General features: G+C 44.7%; 23 protein-coding genes and 1 pseudogene. 3 read left to right on the top strand and 21 right to left on the bottom strand.

Translation table 11 applies throughout. The features are described from left to right. The 4 genes and pseudogenes from AB4232_RS08345 to moeA form a co-directional block, all read right to left on the bottom strand. Positions 1-262, bottom strand: a pseudogene (locus tag AB4232_RS08345) (hypothetical protein); the annotation flags it as partial. 10 nt (positions 263-272) lie between these two features. Next, positions 273-2,408: an LruC domain-containing protein gene (locus tag AB4232_RS08340; RefSeq protein ID WP_135383749.1), complete on the bottom strand. Its 2,136-nt coding sequence runs from the start codon at positions 2,406-2,408 to the stop codon at positions 273-275. A 256-nt stretch (positions 2,409-2,664) separates the two neighbouring features. Continuing rightward, positions 2,665-3,414: a molybdopterin-synthase adenylyltransferase MoeB gene (gene moeB, locus AB4232_RS08335; protein WP_135383750.1), complete on the bottom strand. Its 750-nt coding sequence runs from the start codon at positions 3,412-3,414 to the stop codon at positions 2,665-2,667. 12 nt (positions 3,415-3,426) lie between these two features. Then, positions 3,427-4,662: a molybdopterin molybdotransferase MoeA gene (gene moeA, locus AB4232_RS08330; protein ID WP_135383751.1), complete on the bottom strand. Its 1,236-nt coding sequence runs from the start codon at positions 4,660-4,662 to the stop codon at positions 3,427-3,429. Between the two features lie 216 nt (positions 4,663-4,878). Between moeA and folE the strand changes: the two genes are divergently transcribed. After that, a complete protein-coding gene (folE, locus tag AB4232_RS08325; protein WP_004731548.1) occupies positions 4,879-5,532 on the top strand; it encodes a GTP cyclohydrolase I FolE in 654 nt (217 codons plus the stop codon). A 65-nt stretch (positions 5,533-5,597) separates the two neighbouring features. On the opposite strand, the gene AB4232_RS08320 is transcribed toward folE, so the two are convergent. From AB4232_RS08320 to AB4232_RS08240, 17 genes are all read right to left on the bottom strand, one after another. After that, positions 5,598-7,070 (bottom strand): C69 family dipeptidase, encoded by a 1,473-nt coding sequence (locus AB4232_RS08320; protein WP_135383752.1) that lies wholly within the window; start codon positions 7,068-7,070, stop codon positions 5,598-5,600. Between the two features lie 725 nt (positions 7,071-7,795). After that, on the bottom strand, positions 7,796-8,377 hold the full coding sequence (locus AB4232_RS08315; protein ID WP_372086915.1) for a hypothetical protein: 582 nt from the start codon (positions 8,375-8,377) through the stop codon (positions 7,796-7,798). Then, a complete protein-coding gene (locus tag AB4232_RS08310; RefSeq protein ID WP_004731545.1) occupies positions 8,370-8,909 on the bottom strand; it encodes a YaeQ family protein in 540 nt (179 codons plus the stop codon). Before AB4232_RS08310 ends, AB4232_RS08315 begins: the two co-directional genes overlap by 8 nt. 166 nt (positions 8,910-9,075) lie before the next feature. Further along, the gene (locus AB4232_RS08305; RefSeq protein WP_372086914.1) at positions 9,076-9,375 is read right to left on the bottom strand and encodes a hypothetical protein; all 300 of its coding nucleotides are present in this window, start codon (positions 9,373-9,375) and stop codon (positions 9,076-9,078) included. Positions 9,376-9,558: 183 nt separating this feature from the next. Further along, a complete protein-coding gene (locus AB4232_RS08300) occupies positions 9,559-11,061 on the bottom strand; it encodes a DUF726 domain-containing protein (RefSeq protein ID WP_372086913.1) in 1,503 nt (500 codons plus the stop codon). Positions 11,062-11,469: 408 nt separating this feature from the next. Further along, positions 11,470-13,449, bottom strand: coding sequence for a hypothetical protein (locus AB4232_RS08295; RefSeq protein WP_372086912.1), 1,980 nt, complete (start codon positions 13,447-13,449; stop codon positions 11,470-11,472). A gap of 35 nt (positions 13,450-13,484) precedes the next feature. Next, entirely contained in the window at positions 13,485-13,604 is a 120-nt protein-coding gene (locus tag AB4232_RS08290) for a GpE family phage tail protein (RefSeq protein WP_258182968.1), read from the bottom strand. Between the two features lie 32 nt (positions 13,605-13,636). Further along, entirely contained in the window at positions 13,637-13,921 is a 285-nt protein-coding gene (locus tag AB4232_RS08285; protein WP_102258091.1) for a phage tail assembly protein, read from the bottom strand. Further along, positions 13,905-14,648 carry a phage terminase small subunit gene (gene gpM, locus AB4232_RS08280; protein ID WP_372086911.1) on the bottom strand — a complete coding sequence of 248 codons (744 nt, stop codon included), beginning with the start codon at positions 14,646-14,648 and terminating at the stop codon, positions 13,905-13,907. Before gpM ends, AB4232_RS08285 begins: the two co-directional genes overlap by 17 nt. Before the next feature lie 11 nt (positions 14,649-14,659). Beyond that, positions 14,660-15,025, bottom strand: a complete 366-nt coding sequence (locus AB4232_RS08275; protein WP_065105953.1) for a phage tail tube protein — start codon at positions 15,023-15,025, stop codon at positions 14,660-14,662. A 3-nt stretch (positions 15,026-15,028) separates the two neighbouring features. Next, entirely contained in the window at positions 15,029-16,165 is a 1,137-nt protein-coding gene (locus tag AB4232_RS08270; protein ID WP_372086910.1) for a phage tail sheath subtilisin-like domain-containing protein, read from the bottom strand. Next, on the bottom strand, positions 16,165-16,380 hold the full coding sequence (locus AB4232_RS08265; protein ID WP_372086909.1) for a DUF2635 domain-containing protein: 216 nt from the start codon (positions 16,378-16,380) through the stop codon (positions 16,165-16,167). The genes AB4232_RS08270 and AB4232_RS08265 overlap by 1 nt, the downstream gene beginning before the upstream one ends. After that, positions 16,380-16,919, bottom strand: coding sequence for a phage virion morphogenesis protein (locus AB4232_RS08260; protein WP_372086908.1), 540 nt, complete (start codon positions 16,917-16,919; stop codon positions 16,380-16,382). Before AB4232_RS08260 ends, AB4232_RS08265 begins: the two co-directional genes overlap by 1 nt. Then, a complete protein-coding gene (locus AB4232_RS08255) occupies positions 16,916-17,380 on the bottom strand; it encodes a phage tail protein (RefSeq protein WP_372086907.1) in 465 nt (154 codons plus the stop codon). The genes AB4232_RS08260 and AB4232_RS08255 overlap by 4 nt, the downstream gene beginning before the upstream one ends. Next, positions 17,380-17,829: a head completion/stabilization protein gene (locus AB4232_RS08250; protein WP_372086906.1), complete on the bottom strand. Its 450-nt coding sequence runs from the start codon at positions 17,827-17,829 to the stop codon at positions 17,380-17,382. Before AB4232_RS08250 ends, AB4232_RS08255 begins: the two co-directional genes overlap by 1 nt. A 121-nt stretch (positions 17,830-17,950) precedes the next feature. Further along, entirely contained in the window at positions 17,951-19,015 is a 1,065-nt protein-coding gene (locus AB4232_RS08245) for a phage major capsid protein, P2 family (RefSeq protein ID WP_372086905.1), read from the bottom strand. 43 nt (positions 19,016-19,058) lie between these two features. Further along, the gene (locus tag AB4232_RS08240) at positions 19,059-19,889 is read right to left on the bottom strand and encodes a GPO family capsid scaffolding protein (protein ID WP_372086904.1); all 831 of its coding nucleotides are present in this window, start codon (positions 19,887-19,889) and stop codon (positions 19,059-19,061) included. Between the two features lie 134 nt (positions 19,890-20,023). On the opposite strand from AB4232_RS08240, the gene AB4232_RS08235 reads away from it, so the two are divergent. Continuing rightward, complete coding sequence (locus AB4232_RS08235) at positions 20,024-21,775, top strand: terminase large subunit domain-containing protein (protein ID WP_372086903.1); 1,752 nt, start codon at positions 20,024-20,026, stop codon at positions 21,773-21,775. Positions 21,776-21,796: 21 nt separating this feature from the next. After that, positions 21,797-22,765, top strand: a complete 969-nt coding sequence (locus AB4232_RS08230) for a phage portal protein (RefSeq protein WP_372086902.1) — start codon at positions 21,797-21,799, stop codon at positions 22,763-22,765. Positions 22,766-22,783: the final 18 nt, after the last annotated feature.

Raw genomic sequence — 22,783 nt, 5'->3', positions numbered from 1 at the left:
CTGGTGTTGACGTCACTGGTGTTGACGTCACTGGTACTGTCACCGCTGGTGTTGAAGGCGATGGGTTAGGAGTTGATGCTCCTCCATCGCCGCCTCCGCCACCACACCCTACCAACGTTAGTGATGCGATTAGTAATGGAATACGTATTGACTGCGACTGAGCCGTATTTTTCTTAAGTGCAGCATTCGACAGACTAGATAAGATAGCATTGTTAAAGTTCCGGCGACCGTTTGTTACTGTCTGTTTAATTGGCATATTCATAATCATTCTCCTAAGGCAAGTAACATTGGTCAGCGGCAGGTGTTTGGAACCAATCGGTGGATTGAGTACCGCCGGATTCAGCAAAGTTCGCAAAGTTTGGATAGGCGGTGACGATATCTACATATTCCAGTGGCCATTGCCATTCCGTGTCTGAAGTAATCAGCAGTGCCCAAGGGTGGTTGTCTGCGGTTTTGAAATATTTGCCTGTTGATGGATTACTGTCATCAACGCCTAGTCCTGTTTCAAAGAGATTAGCGGTATCAAATGCCTCGGTTGGAGCTTGGTCTGGCAAATGCACCTCCCAGCTGCGCCCTGGATGTAGAGGTAGGTTTTCACCATGATAATACCCAGGCGTTGCGAAGATGAACGGGTCGTAAGGCATGTCAGTCCAACTGTCAGTACTCACTCCATCGCCAGCTAAAGTAATCCCGATTTGGAAAGCGAATTGCTCATCTTCTTTACAAGAGCTGATGGTGCGGTAGAAGGTACAACTAGTACTGATTTTCTCTGTAAGGTCGTTAGCAATAACAAAGATTGCCTCGCTACGTCCTTGCTCCAAGTCTAAATCAGTGAACACACCATTGTGCTTCATGTAAGAACTTCCGCTACTCACTAAGCTTGGGTCTAGATTAGGAAGTCGAACCGCAAAACCATTTCTGTACGAAGCACCTACTGCAGCAAGACGTCCATCGATGGTGGATTTAACCACTTTTCCGTCTTTTAAGATCTCTGTGATGCGATACATAATCACAGCATCATTCATGTCGTAATCAGCTTTATAAGGCCAGTTATCTTCATACGCCAAGGTTGCGTAACCAGAAGCACTTGGGAAGTAACGGGCTGTAGCGCCGTCGTTAAGAACATCAACTTGAATATCAACTACCTCACCAGATGTCGAACCACCAAAGTAGCTCAGGTTGGTTTGTTGGCTGAATCTGAAGCGAGCCCAAGTAGTCCCCGTTAGTGCGTTGATATCGACATTTAGGAACAGATCGTTTTCACCAGCATCCAGTTGGTAGTCGGTAAATACTTGCTCGTTAGCACCATCGAAGCTGCCATCTTGGTTCCAGTCAATCCACGCCGAAAGGTAACCGGTTGTTGAAGCTTCAATCACCACTTTTGAATCAAGCCCGGCTTCAAGCGCCGTAACAAAACCGATACCACCGTTTGCCCACTCGTCATCAATGCCAACACTTTCATCCGATTGTGGAGTTACGTAGCCATCAAGGTCGGCATCGGGTGCATCAGTGCCTAACCAAGTCACACCATCAAGTTCATGTCGAGGACCATTGCTGGCGAGTAGGGTTAGGTAGCTGTCTGGCGCATCACCAAAGTCGATGTTGGAATCTTCATCCACAACTGGCGCATTCGCACAACGAGCGCCATCATTTTGATTAGAAGAAGGCCCATTCGATACAAATTCAACGGCTGGAACAATTCCTGCTGCGATATTGCTCGCGTTGTCTGGAGACAGATTGATACGGTAGATTTTCCCGTCTTGATTTCGAGATACGTAGTAATAGCCGTTTACATCAAAATAACCCGCTCCGAATGTACCTAACTCACCAGTATCACCGATGTAAGTTTCGGCACCGGTTGTAGGATTGAAGCTGTATAAGCCTCCGGAGTTATTATCGATACCATATAAAGAACCATCACTTGGGTGGAAAGCGAAATCAGTCAGTTTTACGGTTGCCGGGCTACCAGCTATTTTGTTAACTGTAACAGTTGCGTTTGGGTCGGCGTCTAACGGCGATAGATCAACGGTGAACAAGCCTTTTCCTGTACGGTAAAGGTAATACACATGGTCATAGACATCGCCGACATAGAAAGTGTGATCGGTTGGTAATCCACTGGTATTGATCACTTCTGCTTGGAAATCCTGTCCAAGGCGCACCAAGCGTTTGTTGGTAGTGTCATAGCCATAAATATATCTGTCTTGAAAGTCGAAACCAACACCATTGATATTGGCGTTCATGCCCGTATCGTCTTCTAACAGGGTGGTTGAGCCTGTCACTAGGTTCACGCCCCAAACTTGTACGGGTGTCGATTGGAATAGGTAAGCCTGGCTCGGACAGGTATCGAATGGCGCTGCGTTGGCGACCAAAGGCGCACTTAATAGCAAACTTAACGTTGTAATTCTCATATCTACATCCTTGTCATAGAAGGTCTAGATACTTTTACAAGTTACGTGCCACTTTTAAGTTGTTGATTTTTATTGTTTATATTCTAAATTACTGAGATGTGCAATATATTCTCAAAATGAGAATTCAAATGAAACTAATCTTTTATAGATCATTTCAAATTGATAAATCGATTTGAGAAGCTGATGTTGAGACCTAAAAAAGCCCTGACTTTTAGTCAAGGCTTAGGTTGTCGATTAGGGGGGGGATATGCTTAGTCTATCCGCACACCGAGCAATTAGGCATCTTCATTAAATTCATTTCACGCCAGCTGTGAGACATGGCATCGAGAATTAAAAGTTTGCCTTGCTTTGGTTGTCCAAACTTAGCAATAACTTTGATAGCTTCCAAAGCCTGAGCTGCGCCCACCATGCCAACTACCGGTGCCATCACACCGGCTTCAACACAGCTTAGTGCAGCGTTGCCGAATAGAGCACTCAAGCACTGATAACACGGCGCGTCGGCGTCTTGATAAGTGAATACGCTAATCTGACCTTCCATGCGAATCGCAGCACCTGAAACTAATGGCGTTTTCGATGCGTAGCACAAGCGGTTCAACTGATTACGTGTTTCTACGTTGTCACTTGCGTCGAGAACAAGCGAGTGAGTTTCAATCAACTTGCCAAGAGCTTGGTCATCAAGCCTGTGGTCGACAGTTTCAATTGTCAGATGAGGGTTCAATACCTGCAGCGACTCAGCGGCAGAATCGACCTTCTTCTTACCAATGTCAGCATCGGTGTGAAGGACTTGTCGTTGCAAGTTAGAAAGCTCGACAATATCATCATCGATCAGTGTTAGCTTACCAATGCCCGCAGTCGCAAGGTATTGAGCGGAGGCACAACCTAAGCCTCCAGCCCCTAATACTAAGATTGAGCTCTGCTTTAGTGCTTCTTGGCCTTCAAAATCAAACTGCTTAAGAATGATTTGACGATTGTAGCGAAGTATCTCTGCGTCAGACAGTATTTCCATCAGTAAGCCTCGTTAGTAAAGCGTCGAGTTAAACAGTTGGATCTGAACCGTTTCACCGACTTCAACACGGCCGCGTTCGCGCTCTAGTACCACAAAGCAGTTTGCTAAACTCATTGAGCGGAAAGCGCCAGAGCTTTGGTTACCTGTTGTTTCTACCACAAACTGACCGTTTTCAATCGAGTAGATGCCACGCTGGTAATCAGTACGGCCTGGGCCTTTTTTGAATGCAGACTTGGTGATAGCAGGAATAGATTCCGGCGCTGTCCACGCTGTGTGACCAGCCAATTTAGCAAGCATAGGCTGAACCAAAACATACATGGTCATCATTGCCGACACTGGGTTACCCGGTAAGCCACAGAACCATGCGTTATCCAATTCACCAAATGCGAACGGTTTACCGGGCTTGATAGCTAGCTTCCAGAAGCCGATTTGACCGAGTTCTTCCAAAATATCTTTGGTGTAATCTGCTTCGCCAACGCTTACGCCGCCAGAAGTCACAACCACGTCTGCTATTTGCTGTGCTTTCTCGAACGTCTCTTTAAGCGTTGCAGTGCAATCTGGGATGATGCCTAGGTCTATAGCTTCACAACCAAACGCTTCAATTAGTGGTTTAATGCCGTAGCGGTTGCTGTCGTAGATCTGACCGTCTTCAAGAGGTTGACCTAGTGGTTTTAACTCATCGCCGGTAGAGAAGAACGCGACTTTAGGCTTCTGTAACACTGTCACGTGGCTCACACCCAGCGAAGCAATCATTGGAATGTCACGAGGTGTTAAACGTTCACCGCGGCTAAGAACGATATCACCTTGTTTGATGTCATCACCAGTAGGGCGAATGTTATTGTTCAGCTTGATGTCGTCTTGTTGAATCTCAATCCCAGCCTCAGTTTCGGCCGTATTTTCTTGCATGATTACGGCGTCACAGCCCTCAGGGATCTTTGCGCCAGTCATAATGCGAATACAGGTGTTGCTTGGCCATTCACCTTCGAACGGTTGGCCTGCAAAAGATTTGCCTGCTAATGGTAGTACTTTACCGTTCTCTAGGTCTGCTAAGCGCAGTGCATAGCCATCCATTGCTGAGTTATCAAAAGGAGGTACGAAAATAGGGGAAAGAATATCTTCAGCAAGGACATAACCTAATGCTTCAGCAAGAGGTAGAGAAAAAGTCGTTTGGATTGGTTTGATTGGTGATAGCAGCTTATCTAGTGCTTCTTCAATTGGCATTAAGCCCGGAGCGTCGCAACAGCCCATAATTGAAATCCTTTGGTCGTTATTATTTTGATTTAGTGGTTGACAATGGTGGCTCGATAATTATCAAATCACGGTTGTTCGCCAACGAAATTGCAGCCACTTTAGCATAGTTTAAGCCCCGTAAATAATGACCTCCCTTAAAATATGGGTGTATTTAATCAAAATTCCGAGTATCCTTGTTTGCCATCCAGAAGGGGTATTAAAAGAGGAAGTTCAATGTCAGGTCTTAGCGAATCAGCGAAGTTGGTTAAAGATGCGCTAGCAAGCCGCGGATTAGAGACACCAATGCGTCCTAACCAGGTTAGCCGAGAAGAGAAAAAGGAACGAATCGAACACCATATGCGTGAGATTCTAACTCTCCTTGAACTTGATCTTGCAGATGACAGTCTGGAAGAAACGCCGCAACGTATTGCAAAAATGTATGTGGATGAGATTTTCTCTGGTTTGGATTACGCCAATTTCCCTAAAATCACCGTGATCGAAAACAAGATGGGTGTTCGTGAAATGGTTCGTGTAAAAGACATTACCGTCACCAGCACATGTGAGCATCACTTAGTCACCATTGATGGTAAAACCGCAGTCGCTTACATTCCTCAAGGTAAGATCATTGGTCTTTCGAAGATCAACCGAATCGTTCGTTTCTTTGCTCAACGTCCTCAAGTTCAAGAGCGCATGACACAGCAAATCCTTGTAGCATTGCAAACGCTACTAGAAACGGATGATGTTGCTGTAACCATGGATGCGGTTCATTACTGCGTGAAATCTCGTGGTGTAATGGACGCAACCAGCGAAACAACAACAACAGCTCTGGGGGGTATTTTTAGATCAAACCCAGCAACGCGCCATGAGTTCTTACACGGCCTGCGTTAGAACTAAACCTATTCAGATAAAAAAACGGAGCATTATGCTCCGTTTTTATTGGTTGCTTCATAAGCCTACAGATTTACTATTTTCTTAAACTCTTCCTCTGAGTATTTCTTCTCTGTGCTTTTAGTCAAATCTGTAATCATTTTGTATCTAAGCTCAGTTGCCATATCTAAGGTACGCTTAAGCTGTCCGTATGAGTAGTCGGCAGCCATGTTCAGAGCCGCTTGTTTATCTACTTTATACATGTCTGTTAACGTTTTATCTAAGTGTGCGACCTGCTTGTATAGTTGAGTTTCTTCTTTGTCCCAAGTTGCTTTTAGTACTGGTAAATACTTATCTGGGTTTGTAGAAGCGAGGGCGGTTAAACTACGGAACTGCCAATAAGCAGAGTCATCACTGTAGTTATCATCGCCTACTTGGTACGCTTTTGGGTAATCTTGTAGGGTTGAGTATAACGGCACTAAAACAGATTCTGGTAACACGCCGAAGCTTTGCCAAATAATACCTTGAAGCTCTTCTGGCATCTCAGGGCGAAGCTGAATAATATGCGACTCTAGTTGACGTTCAACTCTAATTGGTCGTTTCGATTTTCCTTCCAAAACCGTGTCTTTATAAGTCGCGCTAAGTACCTCTGCCACATTTTCAACTGAGATTTTTGTATCAGGTTTCATAAACAAAGGGTATTGCGTCATGCGACTTTGTTGATGCAGCGAAGGTGTCAGTATTTTTTGGCCTAACCATTCACGATCGATATTATACTCATCACCAATAACTCCGAATGCTTTAGCAAAATTGAAAGATTTTTCATCTGCGTTATCAAGCAGTTTGTTTTGTTCTACAAACTCGAATATGTCTTTTGAATGCAGTACCTCTTTGTGTGCCAAGTTCACACCATGTACACGTAAGCCATTTGCAATCATGGCGTAACTGTCATCTGGTACTTTTACAGCAATCCAATGGTGGCCTGAACCAATTTCAAATAACCACGCCTCATTGGTGTCTGCAATATAGAGACTGTTTCCTTCACCAGCACCATAGGTTTCGATGTAATGACCGAGTAACTCTACGGCTTGTTTTGCGTTTTCTGCCTGAGGAAGGATTAACGTAGGTATAATGGCTTCGATTACGCCATTGTCGATTAAAGGATCTACCTTGGCGACTTTGTCGTTTATTTCTGCGCTGGTTGTTGCTGAAATGGCAACGTTGTGTTCATTAATCCCACGTTCTTCATAAAACTTTCCGTCGCGATTAACGGTATCCGCATCCCAGTCTGGTATCGCAGAGTAAGCAAAGAAGTGCTTTGGCATCGGAACAATTAACCCGTTACCTAACTGCCAGTCACCTTCTTGGTTATCTTGCGCAGGTCGATACTTTAGGTATTTGTTCCAGTTGTTAATGCTAAAATCTTCATTACGAGCAATCATAATGCTACCGTCGCTCGACGCTTCTTTACCAACAATAAGCCCAGTACAAGCTATCGCATTACTGCTTAGAGCGACAGCTACTGCAGTTGCAAGAAAGGATACAGACCATATTTTCATTTTAATTCTCCGCTTATAAAACAAGATAATTTAAAGTTAACGTTAGTTGTATTTGCAGGTTTTTTATTATCATTTTATAAAATTAAGTGTACTTATCATCACAAGAGAAAATGCTTCTGCCCGTCACATAACTGACATTTCCATTTGAGAATAATTATCTGAAAAATATGCACTTTTTGAATAAATTGATAAGTTATAGTTGCAAAGTAACCTTGCCATATACGTAGCTTTAATTCGTCGTGTTATGAGAAGTATCATTATCACAACAAGACTTTGTTCGTTTCTAACGTATGGTTTTTGGGTTGCAATCGGATAAACAACAGTGCTGAAGCGCGGTATCTTGTGGGGGCTTTTTTGTGCTTGCAATGAAGTAAACTGCAATGACTGAGAATGTCGTCATTCTCTAAAGCGAGGAACGAGTGTAATAGGGAATCTGTTTGTCTGTGTAGTTTCTGACTTGGTATGAGATCCCCAACTCAGTCGTTCCTCCTTCTCGGGGATGACGGCGTGTGAGGGTTCAGTGTGTATTTTATCGACAGCTTTTCAGAGAAAAACGCTGCTGATCTTGCAGAATGAGAGACTCGTTAACTTTTGTCATTCCCTAAAGTGAGGAACGAGCGTAATAGGGAATCTGCATTTTCGATGTGGGTTGGTTGGACCGGAAATTAGATGCGCTCTACAGAATCTATAAAGCGCAAATTTGGGTACAGCAGCTGGTGGAATGCTTAAGTAAGATTAAACAAACGCTTAAAGTGGTGAACAAAACCGGACGGCTTATTCTCAGCTTGATAGAGGTTTAAACCATCATAAAAACTGGCCATAAACTCTATGCGAATCTCATCATCACTGCTTCTCGATATGCGAGACAACAGAGTAGCGGCTACAGCAGCATGATCATTAGCAAGGCTGTAATCCATTCCTAGTCGTCCTTGAATGAACAACCACAAATGAGTGATTAACTTTAACTGCTGAGCGTTAGAATTTTGAAACTTGTCGCTGTGCTCAGTGCCCACTGTAGTATCGAATACATTTTGCATTGCCTCATTCGCTTCTTTATTGCTTTCAAAGCGATAGCTTGCATCGATATGTACCTTGGTTAACAGGCCAAGCAACGTCTGACGTGCAGAGTTGTCCGGCTTGTTCTCGCAAGCGTGTCTAAACAGAGCATGGTTTTCATCAATAAATGACTTTAACTCTTTTTCATAGCCAGTCGTCAGCGCTTTGACTGAATCGAGACCTGCGAGCTGCAAACACGCTTCGAGCTTAGTTTGGCGCTGAGGTTCAGTCTGAGTTTGGGTCTCAGTCATTACTCTGTAGCTCTTCCCACGTTACTTCTGCAGATTGCGTGTCGCTGTTTACGAACGCAGAGTTACCCGACAGCATCACTGAAAGATCCATAGTACGTTGTGTCATCGCTGCTAGTTGCTCAATACCATCGTTGTCTAGACGAACGATCTGAGCTTTCAGGTAACCGAATTTACCTTTGTTCTGCTCCCACCAAACGTTCGATTTTGTGTTGAAGCTGAACACGCTCACTGACTTGGATAGGCGAGTCGCTTTCTTAACACGTTCTGGATCGGGTTCACCAACATCAATCCACTCTAAGATTTGGTCATCTAACGACTTCTGCCATAAATCGGGTTCTTCAATGCTAGACAACCCTTTAGTGAACTCAAGTTCAGGAGATGCATTGATACAGAAAGCAATGATACGAGCCATCATACGCTGTTCTGTTTCAGAAGGGTGTTGAGCAACCGTTAGATTAAAAGAGTCGTAATAGTCGCGATTCATATCGGTTAAAGAAATACGAAACTTATAGATTGTGGGTTTGAGAGCCATGTTATTAAAGGGTTCCAATCGGATGAGGTGTACTATAGGTGTACCAATGCGTTTTTTGAAATCACAGCCTATAGATAAGTTGCGCTTAGTATAAACGAAGTGGGGCAGTTAGCTAGCAAGATGAGACTTTTGGTACACCCCAATTATTTTAAGCACTTATGGCGAACTAACAAGAAAGGGACCACATGACAGTAAGGTGTACTTCGTCAATCAAGTCTTGGGCTGAAAGTAGCACTTCGGATTCTTCAGTACTTAGTGGCGCGTTTGCTTGCTGCAGCGCGTACAAGTAATCGAATTTTACGAAGAAGTCGTAGAGTAACGGAGTGATATTGCTATTGGTTGCGTTTATATATTGCTCTAGTGCTTCGTTCGAACTGTATGACTCTTCATCGCCACCTAGTGCACTGACAATAGATACACGAACGAAATGGAAAAACGGTTCTAATTCTGGTGGGTTAACGACCATTCTAGCTCCCCTTATTAATTTAGCTTCATTCTTATGGGCATTGAAAAATTCGCAAGCACATCTGTTTGGGGAGCCGAGTGACTTAACAAATAACGAGCCTTTACAAATACAAAGCCCTTATTCAAATGAATAAGGGCTTTTGTTTAAGCAAGTTACATTATTGCCACTAGGCGGTGCCTAATTCTAAATAGCAGCTTCTTTGGAGTCCCTTCGTTCAGGTTGTTTAGCATGGATGCGTTCAAGAACTCTTGAATAATTTTTCTTCCATGACATGTGAGAATCAACTAGATCTGAACAGTCTGTATTTATTAAACGATTATCTTCAGGGGCCAGTATCGGATAATAGCCGATTGGCTTCGATAGCTTTGCGTTAGCACATTCATAAAGACGTTTTAAAACCATATCTTGTTCGCTGTAACAGTTATATAGCTTTCCATCAATAGTATTTAGAACAATTTGCCAACTTTCAGAGTCATCTTTACCAACTGCGCCTCCTAATAAAGTAACATCATTAATGTAGCGCTCTTTCTTAGTTCCCAATGCCATTAGTGTATAAAATATAACTCTACAACCAAGGGAGTGTCCCACTAAGTTGAATTTTTGATTATCTGTTCGAGAAATACATTCAGCTAATTGAGCACCAGCTTGTGCAGCTCTTAGCATTGCAGAATGCCAAGGGTTTGATACAAGATCTGAAACTAGGCTAGCCCAACCGATAGGTGTTAATTTTTTTGCTGCTTGTATACTCCCTTGTTTTCCTATCGCTGCAAGCATGCCAACAGCTGCATTTTTAGTTATACCATCAGCAAACGCCACTCCTAGCCGAGCATTACTTTTAGAATCCCAGTTCACACCGAAGGTATCGTGTCGATACCCTGCAAACAGGTGTTCCATTTGCCAATCATGGAAATCGATTTCATTTTTTTGGGTAAAACCATTAATAAAAATAGTTTTATCTGCTGTAGGTATTTCCTTAAGACTCCTTATACCAAAGCTATCATCGTCGCCATGAAATTTATTAGCCAGCACACCACCTAGAACACCACCTAAAGCTCCTCCACTCGCTGTAATTAATGTGGTGCCAGCAGCAACAGAACCGCCTATAGCAGCCAGAGATGCACTCGTTAATGCAGCTCCATTCAATCCAGCTATAGTCGCTCCTGACCCTGCTGCGCCGAGTAACCCTGTGTTTCCTAAAGCAGCAGCTACTGCTCCAGACCCGCCACCTGTGGCTAGCATTGAGCCAATACCGATGATTCCCACACCTGCGTAAGCAGCGTGTTTAGCTGGTTTAGCTATATTCAACTGCTCCCGCTCAAATAGAGACTCATAATCCGCAATATTATTGAGACGCTTTGTTAAAGACTTAAATGAAGCTATTGTGCCATCATGTTCAGCACAGAGTTCATTATTCCAAGTTTGATCAATATTGGCTAACGCGCTGTTTAGTTTTCCGACTAGCTTTAGAGGCTTACTCTCGTTATTTCCGAATAATCTAGACTTCTTTATTTGCTCAAGCGTCTCATCACTCGGGGAGCCTTTTGCCATATGGTTGCAATAACGACACTCTATAGTCCCATTTCCGCAACTCACACAGCGGAAAGAGTTTCTAGATAATAAATTTCTTTCAGTCAATTCATGCTCTGTAAGTCTATAGCACCAAGAGCAATATTTATTTTTTGACATTATTAAGCCTATCCAAATACAATTAAAATTAATTTTATATTAAAGTCGACACATGGTCAGTAGGCATGGAATGTAGCAAATTCATAGCCTAATATGATTTTTAAAAGCACTGCTTGTGGGTAATGTGTGCCATTAGTTTTATACAATGCAAGACAGCTCACACTATTAGAATAATGTGTTGGGTAGTTAACTTTGGACACCCTTTGAGAACTTTTATTGATTTCTAAAAGAGAGTCGACTCAGTTTTATCATCACAATATATGGTTTAACTCGTATTGTGGGCATTTATCTATTATGAATAGATGCTCTCTTGTTGAGATCACCGAGCGGTTTTATCGTATAGCCCAAACATGAACTCATAGTTCACGCCCTACCATTGGGCGTGAGCAAGAAGTTCAACACAGAAAGCTAAAAACTCGCCACCATATTCCCCACATCTAAGTTCAAATCTGTGCCTTTTTCACTTTGCGCTTTCTCGATCGCGACTGGTTTATCTGACTTGATGGTCAGTGATACTTCAGATTTACTTTTAATGGTTTGGTTGCCCAATGGGCTATATGCTGCATTTTTCTTGGTAGATTCGAATCCGCCAGTTTGATAAGCATGGGGCCCTTGTTCGATTTGATTACCCAACGAATCATACGTTGCGTCTGCAATAACAGGCTCAACGCGACCTGCTTGATAAGCATAATAACCTTGCTCGGTTTGGGTTCGCTCAATTCGGTTTTGGGTTTCATTGGTCGTAATGCCAAGCGTCGCGCTCTTGTCTTCAATACGGTTGAGTTTAGCGGCTAAGTTATCGACTTCTTGGCCAGCTTCATCAGTTTGAATTTTCCACCCATCGGGGATAAGCGCATCCGGCAGCTTGTTGATTAGGGCTTTGAATTTATCCCATAACCAACCAACGCCATCACCAATCCATTTAATGACTTTATCTAAGCCAATGAACTTATCGATTAAATAAGTAATCGCGATTACTGCAGCGGCAACTGCGGCCACCATAAGTCCGATTGGGTTTGCCAGAACAGCCGCATTTAAAGCAATCAACGCTACCTTTAGAATGGCGACCGTCGCCAGAATCCCCTTGAAGTTTTGCGCTAACCAAATAAGCCCTTTACCTAACAGTTCAAAGCCTTGATAAAGACCGTCTACGGTTTGGATAAGCTTTTCGATAAAATCGGTTCGCCAGGCTGTGTTCTTAAACTTCTCAGAAAACTGGGTGAATGCTTGGGTTGCTTTTTCCATGATGGGGGCAAGTGCTGCAAATTTCATAGAGCGAACGCTTTCTTCGATTTTTTGCAGAGAATCGTTGTAGGCTTCAGCTTTTGCCGCATCTTCTGCAGTCGCACCGCCACCCAATTCATAGAGCTCTTTTCTTGCTGCCGTTAGTCCTTCAGTGCCTTCACGCAACATGATCAGCATTTTACGACCGTCTTGTCCAAAGGCCGCATCGGCAAAGGCCATTTGCTCTTGAGGCGTTTCAAGCTGAGAGAACTCTTCAAGGAGCATCTCGTAAGCCTGCTTGGTGTCTTGCGCTCCCTGTAAGTCTTTATGCAGCGCGTTCTCACTTTTCTTTAGGTAAGAGCCTAACGCACCTGACCCCGTTTTTTGCAGCACGCCAAGTCGTTTGGTAAAGCGAAGCATTGAGTTAGACAATGCGTCAGAGCTTACCCCCGCATGTTCAGCCTGGGACTGCATTGCTTGAAGTTCTTCAATAGGTAATTTTAGGGTCGCCGATGTCTTTGCCAGGTTGTCCATTTCACCTGCAGCACCATTCACTTGCGTCACTAACCCAGCAAAGCTTAAACCACTTAACAGCACGGCCCCTTTTCCTGCCGCTGCAGTGCCGACTTTTGGAAACTTGATGGAACGGTTCAGCTTTTGAATCGGGCTCATGACTCCTTGTAAGGTGGTATAACGCTTACTGAGTCTTCCTATCTCCTTACCGTGTTTCTTATAACTTCGATTCAGTCGGTCGTACTCACCATCGAGATTTCCCGTATTCACGCCTGTCTTTTTTAACTGGGTATCGAGCTTCTCTAAATGGGATTTGTAACCCTCTTGCTCGGTGTTCAGCTTGCTCAACTTAGCTTGTTGCTTTGTAATTTTCTCTGTTAGAGCCGCACTTGGGGATTCAACGCCTGCCGCTTTGACTTTTAACTCTTCAAGCTTTTCGCTGACCGCAGCAACAGCAATGGCATTCTTATTCATTGCTTTCCGTGAGCTTTTGAACGAGTCAATCATCCCCATTGCGGCAGAGTCATCAGCCTGTGTCTTCTGTACTTTCTTAATGGACTTGGCGTAATGATCACTCTCGCCATTCATCCCTTTGAGAACGGCCGAAGTTTTATCTTTCATGTCCATGAGAACAGACAGTTTCATTTTCATTCTGGATAGCCTTTTGTTGATACAAAAAAGAGAGCTTATTCGCTCTCTTGTGGTGTTTGTTCGTGCCTTTGTCTGGCCAGCTCTCGAAACAGTAATAGATCGTCGTAGCTGAGTTTGTCTATTTCGCTTGGCGGCCAATGGAACACAAGGGCGATATCTGCGTAATAGTCTTCAACTCGATCTATAACTATTCCGTCGCGACGAAAAAAGAGGCAAGCGTCGTGAGCAATGGCGCCCAGTTCTCTGGGGGCATGTTGATAATGTCACGCTCGTTCAAGCAAGAGATTCGAGGCAATAGGGTTTGTCCTGCTTCAAACTTCATTCCGCACACATCTATCAAGCTCAACCCTCGCAAATGCCCAGAGTGTGGCTTACTGATATCAATATGCGTAAGCGCTTTGCCGTCTTTTTCAATAGGCGAGGCCAGTTCAGCGACCTTGATTTGTGACTCGTCTTTAATGGGGTTGGTCATAACCAAGCTCCTTTTGTAATGCTTCTAGTTTCTTCTTCACGCCGCCTTTCTGTGGGTCTAGTTTCATCACTATCTCAAACAGGTTGTGCGCCTTTTCTTTTTCGCCAGCTTCAAGGTGCCAGTCACCGACTAGGCGGAACATTTTCACTTTAAGTGGAGCGTTGGTAGCAATCTCACCCGCCAGTAAATCATTCACGGCTTTAAGCAGGTATTCGCGCTTGTACTCTTTTTTGTCGGTGTGCGCTTTGTGCGTGTACTTAAACACGTAATCACAGAAGCCCGTTTGACCATTCACTTTGAAATTAGCCGGTGTTTCTAATCCGCCATTGATGGCCGCTCGAAAGTCATCGTGGATCTCTTCAAACTGGCCAAGGTCAAAGTGCCACATATAAAAGCACCACATCACATCGAGGTTGCCATAGTCGCCTTTGTGGGTAACCAGTAGCTTTTCAACCAGCGGGCGGTACTTGTTAATGAGCTCTTGTTTGTATGGGTCCTTCTCTTTCGAGCCAGACAAAGTACGCAAGCGGCTTTGGTCTTGCTTAAACACGTTCTGTGTTTCTTCCCAGGGCTTATCAGCAAAAGCAGTGCGAACGGATTGGCTTAATGTTGCCCCGTTCATTTCGCCAACGTCGTTGAGAAGGTCGACACTGTCGGTAGCTTCAAAGGTTTCAACCGTTAATGGTTTGTCCTTCAGAGCCTCTCGTTTCATCAGTATGGATATCATGGTATTGCTCCTTACTGCGGGATGAGCTCGTCACCGTTGAAGACCACTTCAAGCTGACCATCTTTTACCGCTACGCTAAGTGGGTCGACTGTCCATGCGCCTTTCAAGGTGTATGCGCGGCTCGTGTTCGTTTCTAGGGTGATGTCCTCACCCACAAAATCAGCAATGGCTTTCTCATCGGTGTCTTGAGCGTGAATGATGGTGCACTTGATGAAAGGCGCATCTGAGAACTGTTCAGAGAAACCCAATACGCCATCGTCACCCATGATGGTTTCGCGCTTCATGTTGCCCATACCGAATTCAGCGCCTTCTTTAAGGGGAAGGCGACCCAATGAGCCTGCGTTAAGGACGGCACGGCTAGTAATTTTTGTTCCCATGACTTACTTCCTAAATTGAATTTTACCCGCAACGATAATCAAACCGTTCACGAACTGTGGTGAATCTTGGTAGTTGACGCGCTGCTTGTTGGTTTTATCAAGCTCGACAATGAGCGACTTTTTGTAGCCATCGAAATCTTGCACGATGCCTTGGTATTCCAGATCTCGATACAAGGTCAACAGCTTGCCCTTGATCATGGTCGGCGTGACAATCGGCTGACCTTTGGCGAATTTGGTACCGTCTTTCGCAACTTTATGACGAGGGTAGGTACTTAAGATCAACGAGCGCTGTTTCTGACGGAAGTACATGGCGGTTGCAGGTGTCATGACATCGAGGTAACTGTTGTCTGTTACGCCAGCTGCGTTTTCGGTGTAAGCCGTCACGGCACGTTCAATTAACACTTCATTCGCTGAGTTCACCGTGTAGGTACTCAAGCCTTCATACAAAAAGAGGTTGCGTTCAGCCCAATCCCACTCCTGTGTTGCCAGTGAGTAAACACCGTTTAACTTGAGTGTTTGTAGCGGTCTGCAAGGGTCGATAGCCAATGACGGGGCGATTTGACCTACCCATGCACCAATCGCTTTTGCATCTGATAACGCTTGGTCTTTAGAGTCACCAAAGTTGTTGATTGGCAGGAAGTTGATTAACGCGCAATTGCTTGTTGGTGCAAAGGTGATGAGCTCTGCGTGTGTGCCTTTCTTCGGCAGATACGCGATGCCTGGTACTTGCTCTAATGCGCTGTATCGATTTTCAAGGAAAGTACCTAGCTCACGAATGGTGGTGCTGTCATTCAATGAGCACATGATGTGGTGATACTGAACATCACCCAATGCGGCTAAAGCGCTTGCTGTATCACCACTGTCAACACTAATTGCAAAGATAGGCATGGTTTTATCTTGCTTGCGGAAGTAGGTGATCATTTCCACGATGTCACTATTAGCACCAAACGAGTCTGCCGCTTTTGTCTCATCCATACAAAGCGTGACTTTATTGTGAGCGACCTTTGCACCACTGACCGCATTACCGATCACCAAGACAACTTGCAAGTCTTCTGCACTGTTTGCCAGGCTATTATCAATTTCAATGTAGACACCTGGAACGCGAGTGGTGCTTGGTACTTCAGCAAAACCAATAGTCATTATTTATTTTCCTTCTTGGCTGTGGGCTTGGCTGTTTTGTCGATATCCTCGACACTTTCTTCAGCGAGTCGACGTAGCCAGTAAGCGTTACGAGGCTTTTCTTCACCTGCAGCTTTCAGTGGCTCTCGGGTAATCGGGTCTTTCACGATTAAACCTTTAGTTGCGGGCTTAATCTTGAAGGTGGGTACTTTGGGTTTCTCTACTTGTTTATCCATTAAGCTGCATCCTCTAGTGCAAAGTGTTCCGCTGCCATGGCGAGTAGCTCTCGCTCTAGAGCAGGCGTCCAACCAATGAAGGTTCGTTTGGGCATTTGATAATTGCGCTTGGTTCTCATGCCGCCTGTCCATTGACCTGTTTTGCTGTTGTAGTGGCCATTAACGCGAGTCGTGAATGACACTTGAGAGCCTTGGTTGTGCTCTTGGCCGATGCGACCCGCGACACCTTTTAGGCCAATCTCAAAGCTATCTTCTGTTACGTGAGTTCTTAATGCCTTACCAAAACCGAGCAGCATGTTTTTATTGTTAACGGTGTTCTGCGCTTGGGTGCCATCCCATAGTTGGGTTGTCTTTCGCCGCGTTCGGCTTTGGTACGGGTTGTTGTCTATATCTCGTTGAGCGCGAATTTGCTGACGAAAGAACTGCCGTGCTCGGTTGGCCATTCGTTTATTCAGCTCAAACTTATCACTGGCCGTAAGCACTAAACTTTCCACAACTTGAGTCAGTTGTTCAGGCGTCGCGAGTGTTAATTCACTCATGGCAAATCATCTAAGTGGCCGACAAAGTGGACCAATTCACCGAGTTGGTCTTCATCGGCTCGCGCTTCAAAACCACTGACACATTCATAACGGGTATCACCTTGCTTCCAATTTCCTTGTTCGCTTTCTTGAAGGTCGAACTCTTCGCGTACATCAATTTTCAGCTTGAGGTCAAACACACCGTTGTCGAGAGGCTCTAGCGCGAACGTCGGCATGGGTAAGCCTTTTTCTGCTCGCTCTGGGTCGAACTTATTAAGCCAGCTGACTAAATGCATAAACAAAACTTGCGGCTCTAACTTGGCGCTTTGCAAAAAAACGATTGCGGTGTATTCAATTTCAAACCCATCGACAAAAGCACCTTGTCCACAAAATAAAGCGCCATCCTCTGCCCACACATCCATTTTGGCCGCATCTGTCACATGGCTTTTGAATAAATCCGTTAAGCTTTGCAGTGCTTTCATTACACTCTCTCGAAGCAGTAGGTTTCTTCTGCGTGAATTAGTATGTCTACCGCTTGGCGGTACTGGACTTCGCACTCTTCTTTCTTACTGGTGAGCGCTTCTTGTCTGTCTGCCGCATCGGCGGTGGCATCACCACTCATTTGCACGCTAATCAGTTGAGCGGCGGTTAATGCGAACACAGCCTGCTTGTAAAGTGTTTCGGCCGAGTCATTATCACCAAAGCGCTTTTGGGATAACGCCGTCAAACTAGCAAAAGGCACTAAGGTGTCTTTAAGCTCGGAATGCACTTTGATGCGTGACACCTTCGCGTGATGCAGAATGCCTGCCTCTGTCTCATTGCTTTGGAAATGGTACAGAGACTGAAACTCTGAAATGTTCAGTACTGGGTATTTGCTCGTTGCTGGCAACTGAGATTGATACGTTTTGTTTTTGTTGCCGACAAATTCCATGATTTATCCTTGTTGGGTTAGGGAATGCAGGCCGACAATCGCGAATAACAGTTAGCACCAAAGCGCACCTGAAATAGCAATAGAGCCTGCATTGAGGGGGTGTTAGTGTTTAGCGCTTGGCTTAATGCCAGGCATTGTTAATCCAAAGCTTCACGTTTTTGAATTCGATCGCGGCGGCTTTACCTAGCTCTTCAATCACGTAAGCCATATTCATCGACTCAAAGTTTTCAATTTGGTCTTTGGCGTCGTTCTTCTTACCAACAGAGCGACGAATAGAATCTGTTTGAATGTAGATGGATAGATTGTCGTAACTGGTGACCATGATGCCCGTTGAAGGAAAGCCTGGTACTTTCACAGCAGGCAGACCGCCATAAGAGCCAATGACTTGCAGCTCTTGGATTTTGCCTTTTTCGCTTGGCGTATTGCCGTGCGCTTCGTAGAACTTGGCTTTGTCATAGCCAAGTAAGTCAGAGCCAATGATTGCGACTAAGTTACTGTCATCTTCACAAGCAGGGTGAAGCAGCGTTTTTACATTCAATACCGCTAGATCAAGGTTAACGAAATCGCCTTTCTCTTTACCTACTGAACCATCACCGCCTTCACCGATACGAATGACGCTAGAGCCATCAACGATTTCTGAAATCAGACGAGCTGCATTGTGAGCACGCATGGCTTGATACCAGCCAATATTAACGTCTTCACCATGTGGGGATGTCTTACGGTTGGTTGTCTTCTCGACTCGTTCGCCATACCAACCAATGGTGACTTTATTTGAATCAATTTGCTTACGAGTCTCAGTGGACAGGATTCTGCTGAAGTTTTTATCATGCGCCCAAGCGTCAACCTTCTCGTAACGAACTGCAGTATCAAAATTGGTTTGTTCACACATGTATGGCATTGAGTCAGTACTTGAATGATCTTGAGGTTTACGCTCACCATCACCTGAGGTATCGGTACGGCTAGCAATCATGCCTGTTACACCAAGGCCAATTGCTTCACCTTTTTGGTGCTTAACCGGTACGATGTTGACCTTTCCTAAGAACCAACTTCCCTCTCGGATTTGCGCAATAATCTTTTGTGCGCCATTGGGTGTGACATTGAACTTTTGAGTCGCATCAGTAACATCATTTTGTTCACCGACTTTCTTGATGTAAGCACTCAGTTTTACTTCTGTATTTCTTTCCATTGTTCTGCCTATTTGAATTCGTAAATGGGTGAGCAAGAATGCCTTATAGGTATTGCTCTTCTTCGCCGTCTTGACCTGCTAACTGGCGCTGATCTTCATCGGTTAGCTTGCTGAGCTTTTCGATTTTACCTGTTAGGCTTTCTACCTGTGACGAAAGAGTCTCGACTTGACCTTTCAGTTCAGTCACTTCAGCACCTTCTTCGGCTTCAGGTTCTTGCGGCTGACCATTGGTGTTGAGCTTTTCAACTTGCTCACTTAGCTGGCTTAGTTGCTTCTGATTCTCTTTGCCTTGCTCAATGCTTTGCTTGAGTAGCTCTTCAAGTTCTTTACTCATGTCGTCGTCTTCCTGTTGTTGTGAGAGCTGCTCAAGTTCACTTTCGCCCTTAAGCCAGCGTTTAAATGTATTGAACATCGAGGCTTCTTCTTCCTCGGTGCTTTTAGAGAGTTGTTCCAAGGTGATTTGAAAGCTCGTTGGGACACACGCTTTATCTTTGCTGTTAGCCGATAATTGAATCTGTGTCGTACCTAACGATGCAGGCTCATCAGTGAGGGCCAATCCGGTCAGGTAGGCTTTCCCTGTGTCTGCAAACTTTTCATAGAACTCACATGAGGTATGTAAAAGCTGGCCTTGCTCAGCCATACGCAAAAGCATTGAGTTTGGTTTCAGTACTGCGAATAGCTTGTCTTCTTTCTTTTCTACATATAGGACTGAGCCATACTTGTTGCTCCACGGGTAGTGGTCTGCATTGATTCGAGCTGTATAGACTTCTGGGTTGTAAGTTTCTGCAATCTCATCAATGATTTTTTGCTCAATGACTCGACCATCAATGGTTGCTCCTGCCTGTAAAATACAAATTAGCTCTGATTGGAACATGCCTAAACTCTCCTAAATTCGATGATTCCAATTTACCCAATGCCTCCGCCTTTTTGTATTTGTCCTAGTTCTAAACGCTTGATATAGAAATCGTTCAAGCTGAGTAATCACAAGCGCTGTAGCACTATGCAAACATGGAAAATAATGTTGTTAGCGAACCGCTATATACCGCCGACCAAACGAAAGCTTTGGGACTGTTTTTACGCCAACGTAAGCCTGCTGAAATTGCAGAAGCGGTTAGCGTAGCCACACGCACGGTTCAAAAATGGATAACTCAGTTTGATTGGAAAACGTTGAGGGATGACGCGCCTGTCGAATTAATGATGAGACAGCGCATTGCTTACTTGATGTGGGTTGACCAAAAGCTTGAGAGCCAAGAGCGTGAGCTCAAGATGTTGCTCGAACAGCAATTCAAACGTGATGAAGCTGAGCAAAGACGCAACCGACCAGCTGGCCGAAGTGATGGTGAGCAAAAGCGTGGGCGTAAGTCGAATAAGGTGAAGAACGATGTTTCCCACATCACCAAAGAGATGTTGGATGAGTATCGCGAGAAAACCTTTTTCGAATATCAAAAGGAAATTCACGGCCATAAACAAAACGATGAGATCAATGAAACTCGCTTTTATCTTAAGTCGCGTCAGATTGGTCTTACGTTCTATTTTGCCTTTGAGGCGTTTGAAGATGCGGTGCTGACTGGCGACAACCAGGTGTTTATCTCTGCGTCGAAAAAGCAGTCGTATATATTCAAGAACTACATTCGTAAATTTGCGCTAGAGATTGGCGAAGTTGACCTAAAAGGTAAGGACGACATCGAGTTAAGCAACGGCGCAAAGCTTGGTTTTATGTCGACCAATGTTGCGACCTCTCAAGGCTTTAACGGCCACATGTATTGGGATGAAGTGTTTTGGATCCCTCGCTTTGCTGAATTGGATGATTATGCAGGCGGTATGTCGATTCAGGCGCAGTTTCGCACCACTTACATTTCAACACCTTCCACCATGGCACATGAAGCCTACCCGAAATGGCAAGGCAAGAAAGAGCACGGCATTGATATCAGCCACAAGGCACTTAAAGCCGGCGCTTTAGGTGGTGATTTTATCTTCCGTCAAATGATCACGGTTGATGATGCGATTAAGAAGGGCGCGACCTTCTTCAGCATGGATAAGCTTAAGCGTAAGTATCCGGTTAAAGAGATTTTCGACAACCTACTGCGTTGTAAGTTTTTGGATGACAGCGCTTCATTCTTCTCATTGAAAGCACTACTGGCCTGTAAAGCCGATACGTCACTGTGGAAAGATGTCGACCACGACAAAGCAAGACCCGTGGGCAACGCAGAAGTTTTGGTTGGTTATGACCCAAGAGGAGGCGGAACGGGTGAAAGTGCCGATGATGCAGGCCTCGTTGTAGCGTTGAAACCTAAACGAAAAGGCGGCGTGTTCCGACTGATTGAGCGAGTGCGCCTTAAAGGTTCTAGCTATGAGCAACAGGCTGACACGATTCGAAGCATTACCGATAAATACAATGTGGTGTACATGGCTATGGATACCAGTGGTGTAGGCTCTGCGGTTGCAGAGCTTGTTCGCAAGTTTTATCCCGCTTTGGTTGAGTTGGATTACTCGCCCGAAGTGAAACGATTGATGGCGTACAAATCACGAGAAATCATTAACAGTGGCCGCTTACAGTTTGAAGCGGAGTGGGATGACCTCGTTCACTCGTTCTTAATGATTCGCCAGCAAACCACCAAAGTAAGTAACCAAATTACCTTTACTTCCAACCGCAGCAAAATTGGCTCTCATGCGGATTTAGCCTGGGCGTCTATGCACGTTCTGCGTTGGGAGCCGATTGATATTAATAACGACACCGACACCACTGTCGAGTTCTTCTAGCCTAATTTTTGGAGAGACCAAGTGATAGAGATTGAATTTTCTAAACCCGTGAGCGTGATGAACAGCGACATTCTCAGTTATTTAGAAGTGGCGTTGGTTGATGGTTTATACGAACCACCGATCGCCTTAGATACGCTAGCCAAAGCACTGCGCACCAACCCGATGCATTCGAGTGCGATTGAATTTAAGCGCAATACTTTACTGCATGCCATTGCGTTGAGTGGATTGCTCTCACGCCAAGATGCAAAGCGCTTTATTCAAGACTACCTCACTTTTGGTGGGGCTCACCTTCAGGTGATTCGTGATTATAGAGGTTTAGGTGAAGTCGTTAAGCTCAAGCACTTACCGACACTTTACATGCGTAGGCGTGAAGACTTGGGTTGGTCGTATAAGCCAAGAGCTTACGATGATGATGGCCGTATCGACTACAAACATAACCAAGTGTTCTATTTGGGTGATTATGACGTTGCTCAAGAGCTGTATGGTTTGCCGAGTCACATTAGCTCTTTGACCTCCATTTGGCTGAGCGATGATTCTACCTTGTTTCGTCGCCAGTACTACCGTAACGGTAATCATGCAGGTTACTTGCTGTATATGAACGAGCCTTCGATGACAGACACGCAAGAGAATGCGATCAAGAAGCAGCTGCAAGCTCAAGAAGGTATGGCATTTAAAAACTTGTTTGTGAATGCCAAAGGTAAAGACACCAAAGCACCAGAGCTCAAGCCGATTGGTCAAGTTGAAGCCAAAGACTCTTACAAAGAAGTGAAGAACCAAACCATGAACGAGGTGCTTTCAGTTCACCGTGTACCAATCGAGTTAATGAGCATTCGACGCGAGAGTATTACGTCACTCGATTTGAACAAGGTAGATTGGCTGTTCCACAAGAACGAACTGCTACCGTTGATTGATATGATGCAAGAGTTGAATGATGTTGTGGATAGTGAGGTGATTATGCCGAATGAGTATAAAAAGTTGGATGCGGCATAACCGCAAGAATAACGCGAA

Origin of the sequence: Vibrio sp. 10N.286.46.A8 (assembly GCF_041470165.1) — a bacterium.
Taxonomy (GTDB): Bacteria; Pseudomonadota; Gammaproteobacteria; order Enterobacterales; family Vibrionaceae; genus Vibrio; species Vibrio tasmaniensis_A.
The sequence above is the reverse complement of the archived record's forward strand: the minus strand, read 5'-3'. Positions and strand labels throughout refer to the sequence as shown.

Coding starts and splice junctions, on each gene's coding strand:
- AB4232_RS08295 (WP_372086912.1), bottom strand. CDS start 13,449: ATGAAAATGAAACTGTCTGTTCTCATGGACATGAAAGATAAAACTTCG.
- AB4232_RS08265 (WP_372086909.1), bottom strand. CDS start 16,380: ATGGATAAACAAGTAGAGAAACCCAAAGTACCCACCTTCAAGATTAAG.
- AB4232_RS08260 (WP_372086908.1), bottom strand. CDS start 16,919: ATGAGTGAATTAACACTCGCGACGCCTGAACAACTGACTCAAGTTGTG.
- AB4232_RS08340 (WP_135383749.1), bottom strand. CDS start 2,408: ATGAGAATTACAACGTTAAGTTTGCTATTAAGTGCGCCTTTGGTCGCC.
- AB4232_RS08305 (WP_372086914.1), bottom strand. CDS start 9,375: ATGGTCGTTAACCCACCAGAATTAGAACCGTTTTTCCATTTCGTTCGT.
- AB4232_RS08315 (WP_372086915.1), bottom strand. CDS start 8,377: ATGACTGAGACCCAAACTCAGACTGAACCTCAGCGCCAAACTAAGCTC.
- AB4232_RS08245 (WP_372086905.1), bottom strand. CDS start 19,015: ATGGAAAGAAATACAGAAGTAAAACTGAGTGCTTACATCAAGAAAGTC.
- AB4232_RS08285 (WP_102258091.1), bottom strand. CDS start 13,921: ATGACCAACCCCATTAAAGACGAGTCACAAATCAAGGTCGCTGAACTG.
- gpM (WP_372086911.1), bottom strand. CDS start 14,648: ATGATATCCATACTGATGAAACGAGAGGCTCTGAAGGACAAACCATTA.
- AB4232_RS08250 (WP_372086906.1), bottom strand. CDS start 17,829: ATGGAATTTGTCGGCAACAAAAACAAAACGTATCAATCTCAGTTGCCA.
- AB4232_RS08275 (WP_065105953.1), bottom strand. CDS start 15,025: ATGGGAACAAAAATTACTAGCCGTGCCGTCCTTAACGCAGGCTCATTG.
- AB4232_RS08240 (WP_372086904.1), bottom strand. CDS start 19,889: ATGTTCCAATCAGAGCTAATTTGTATTTTACAGGCAGGAGCAACCATT.
- AB4232_RS08310 (WP_004731545.1), bottom strand. CDS start 8,909: ATGGCTCTCAAACCCACAATCTATAAGTTTCGTATTTCTTTAACCGAT.
- folE (WP_004731548.1), top strand. CDS start 4,879: ATGTCAGGTCTTAGCGAATCAGCGAAGTTGGTTAAAGATGCGCTAGCA.
- AB4232_RS08235 (WP_372086903.1), top strand. CDS start 20,024: ATGGAAAATAATGTTGTTAGCGAACCGCTATATACCGCCGACCAAACG.
- AB4232_RS08300 (WP_372086913.1), bottom strand. CDS start 11,061: ATGTCAAAAAATAAATATTGCTCTTGGTGCTATAGACTTACAGAGCAT.
- AB4232_RS08320 (WP_135383752.1), bottom strand. CDS start 7,070: ATGAAAATATGGTCTGTATCCTTTCTTGCAACTGCAGTAGCTGTCGCT.
- moeB (WP_135383750.1), bottom strand. CDS start 3,414: ATGGAAATACTGTCTGACGCAGAGATACTTCGCTACAATCGTCAAATC.
- moeA (WP_135383751.1), bottom strand. CDS start 4,662: ATGGGCTGTTGCGACGCTCCGGGCTTAATGCCAATTGAAGAAGCACTA.
- AB4232_RS08255 (WP_372086907.1), bottom strand. CDS start 17,380: ATGAAAGCACTGCAAAGCTTAACGGATTTATTCAAAAGCCATGTGACA.
- AB4232_RS08270 (WP_372086910.1), bottom strand. CDS start 16,165: ATGACTATTGGTTTTGCTGAAGTACCAAGCACCACTCGCGTTCCAGGT.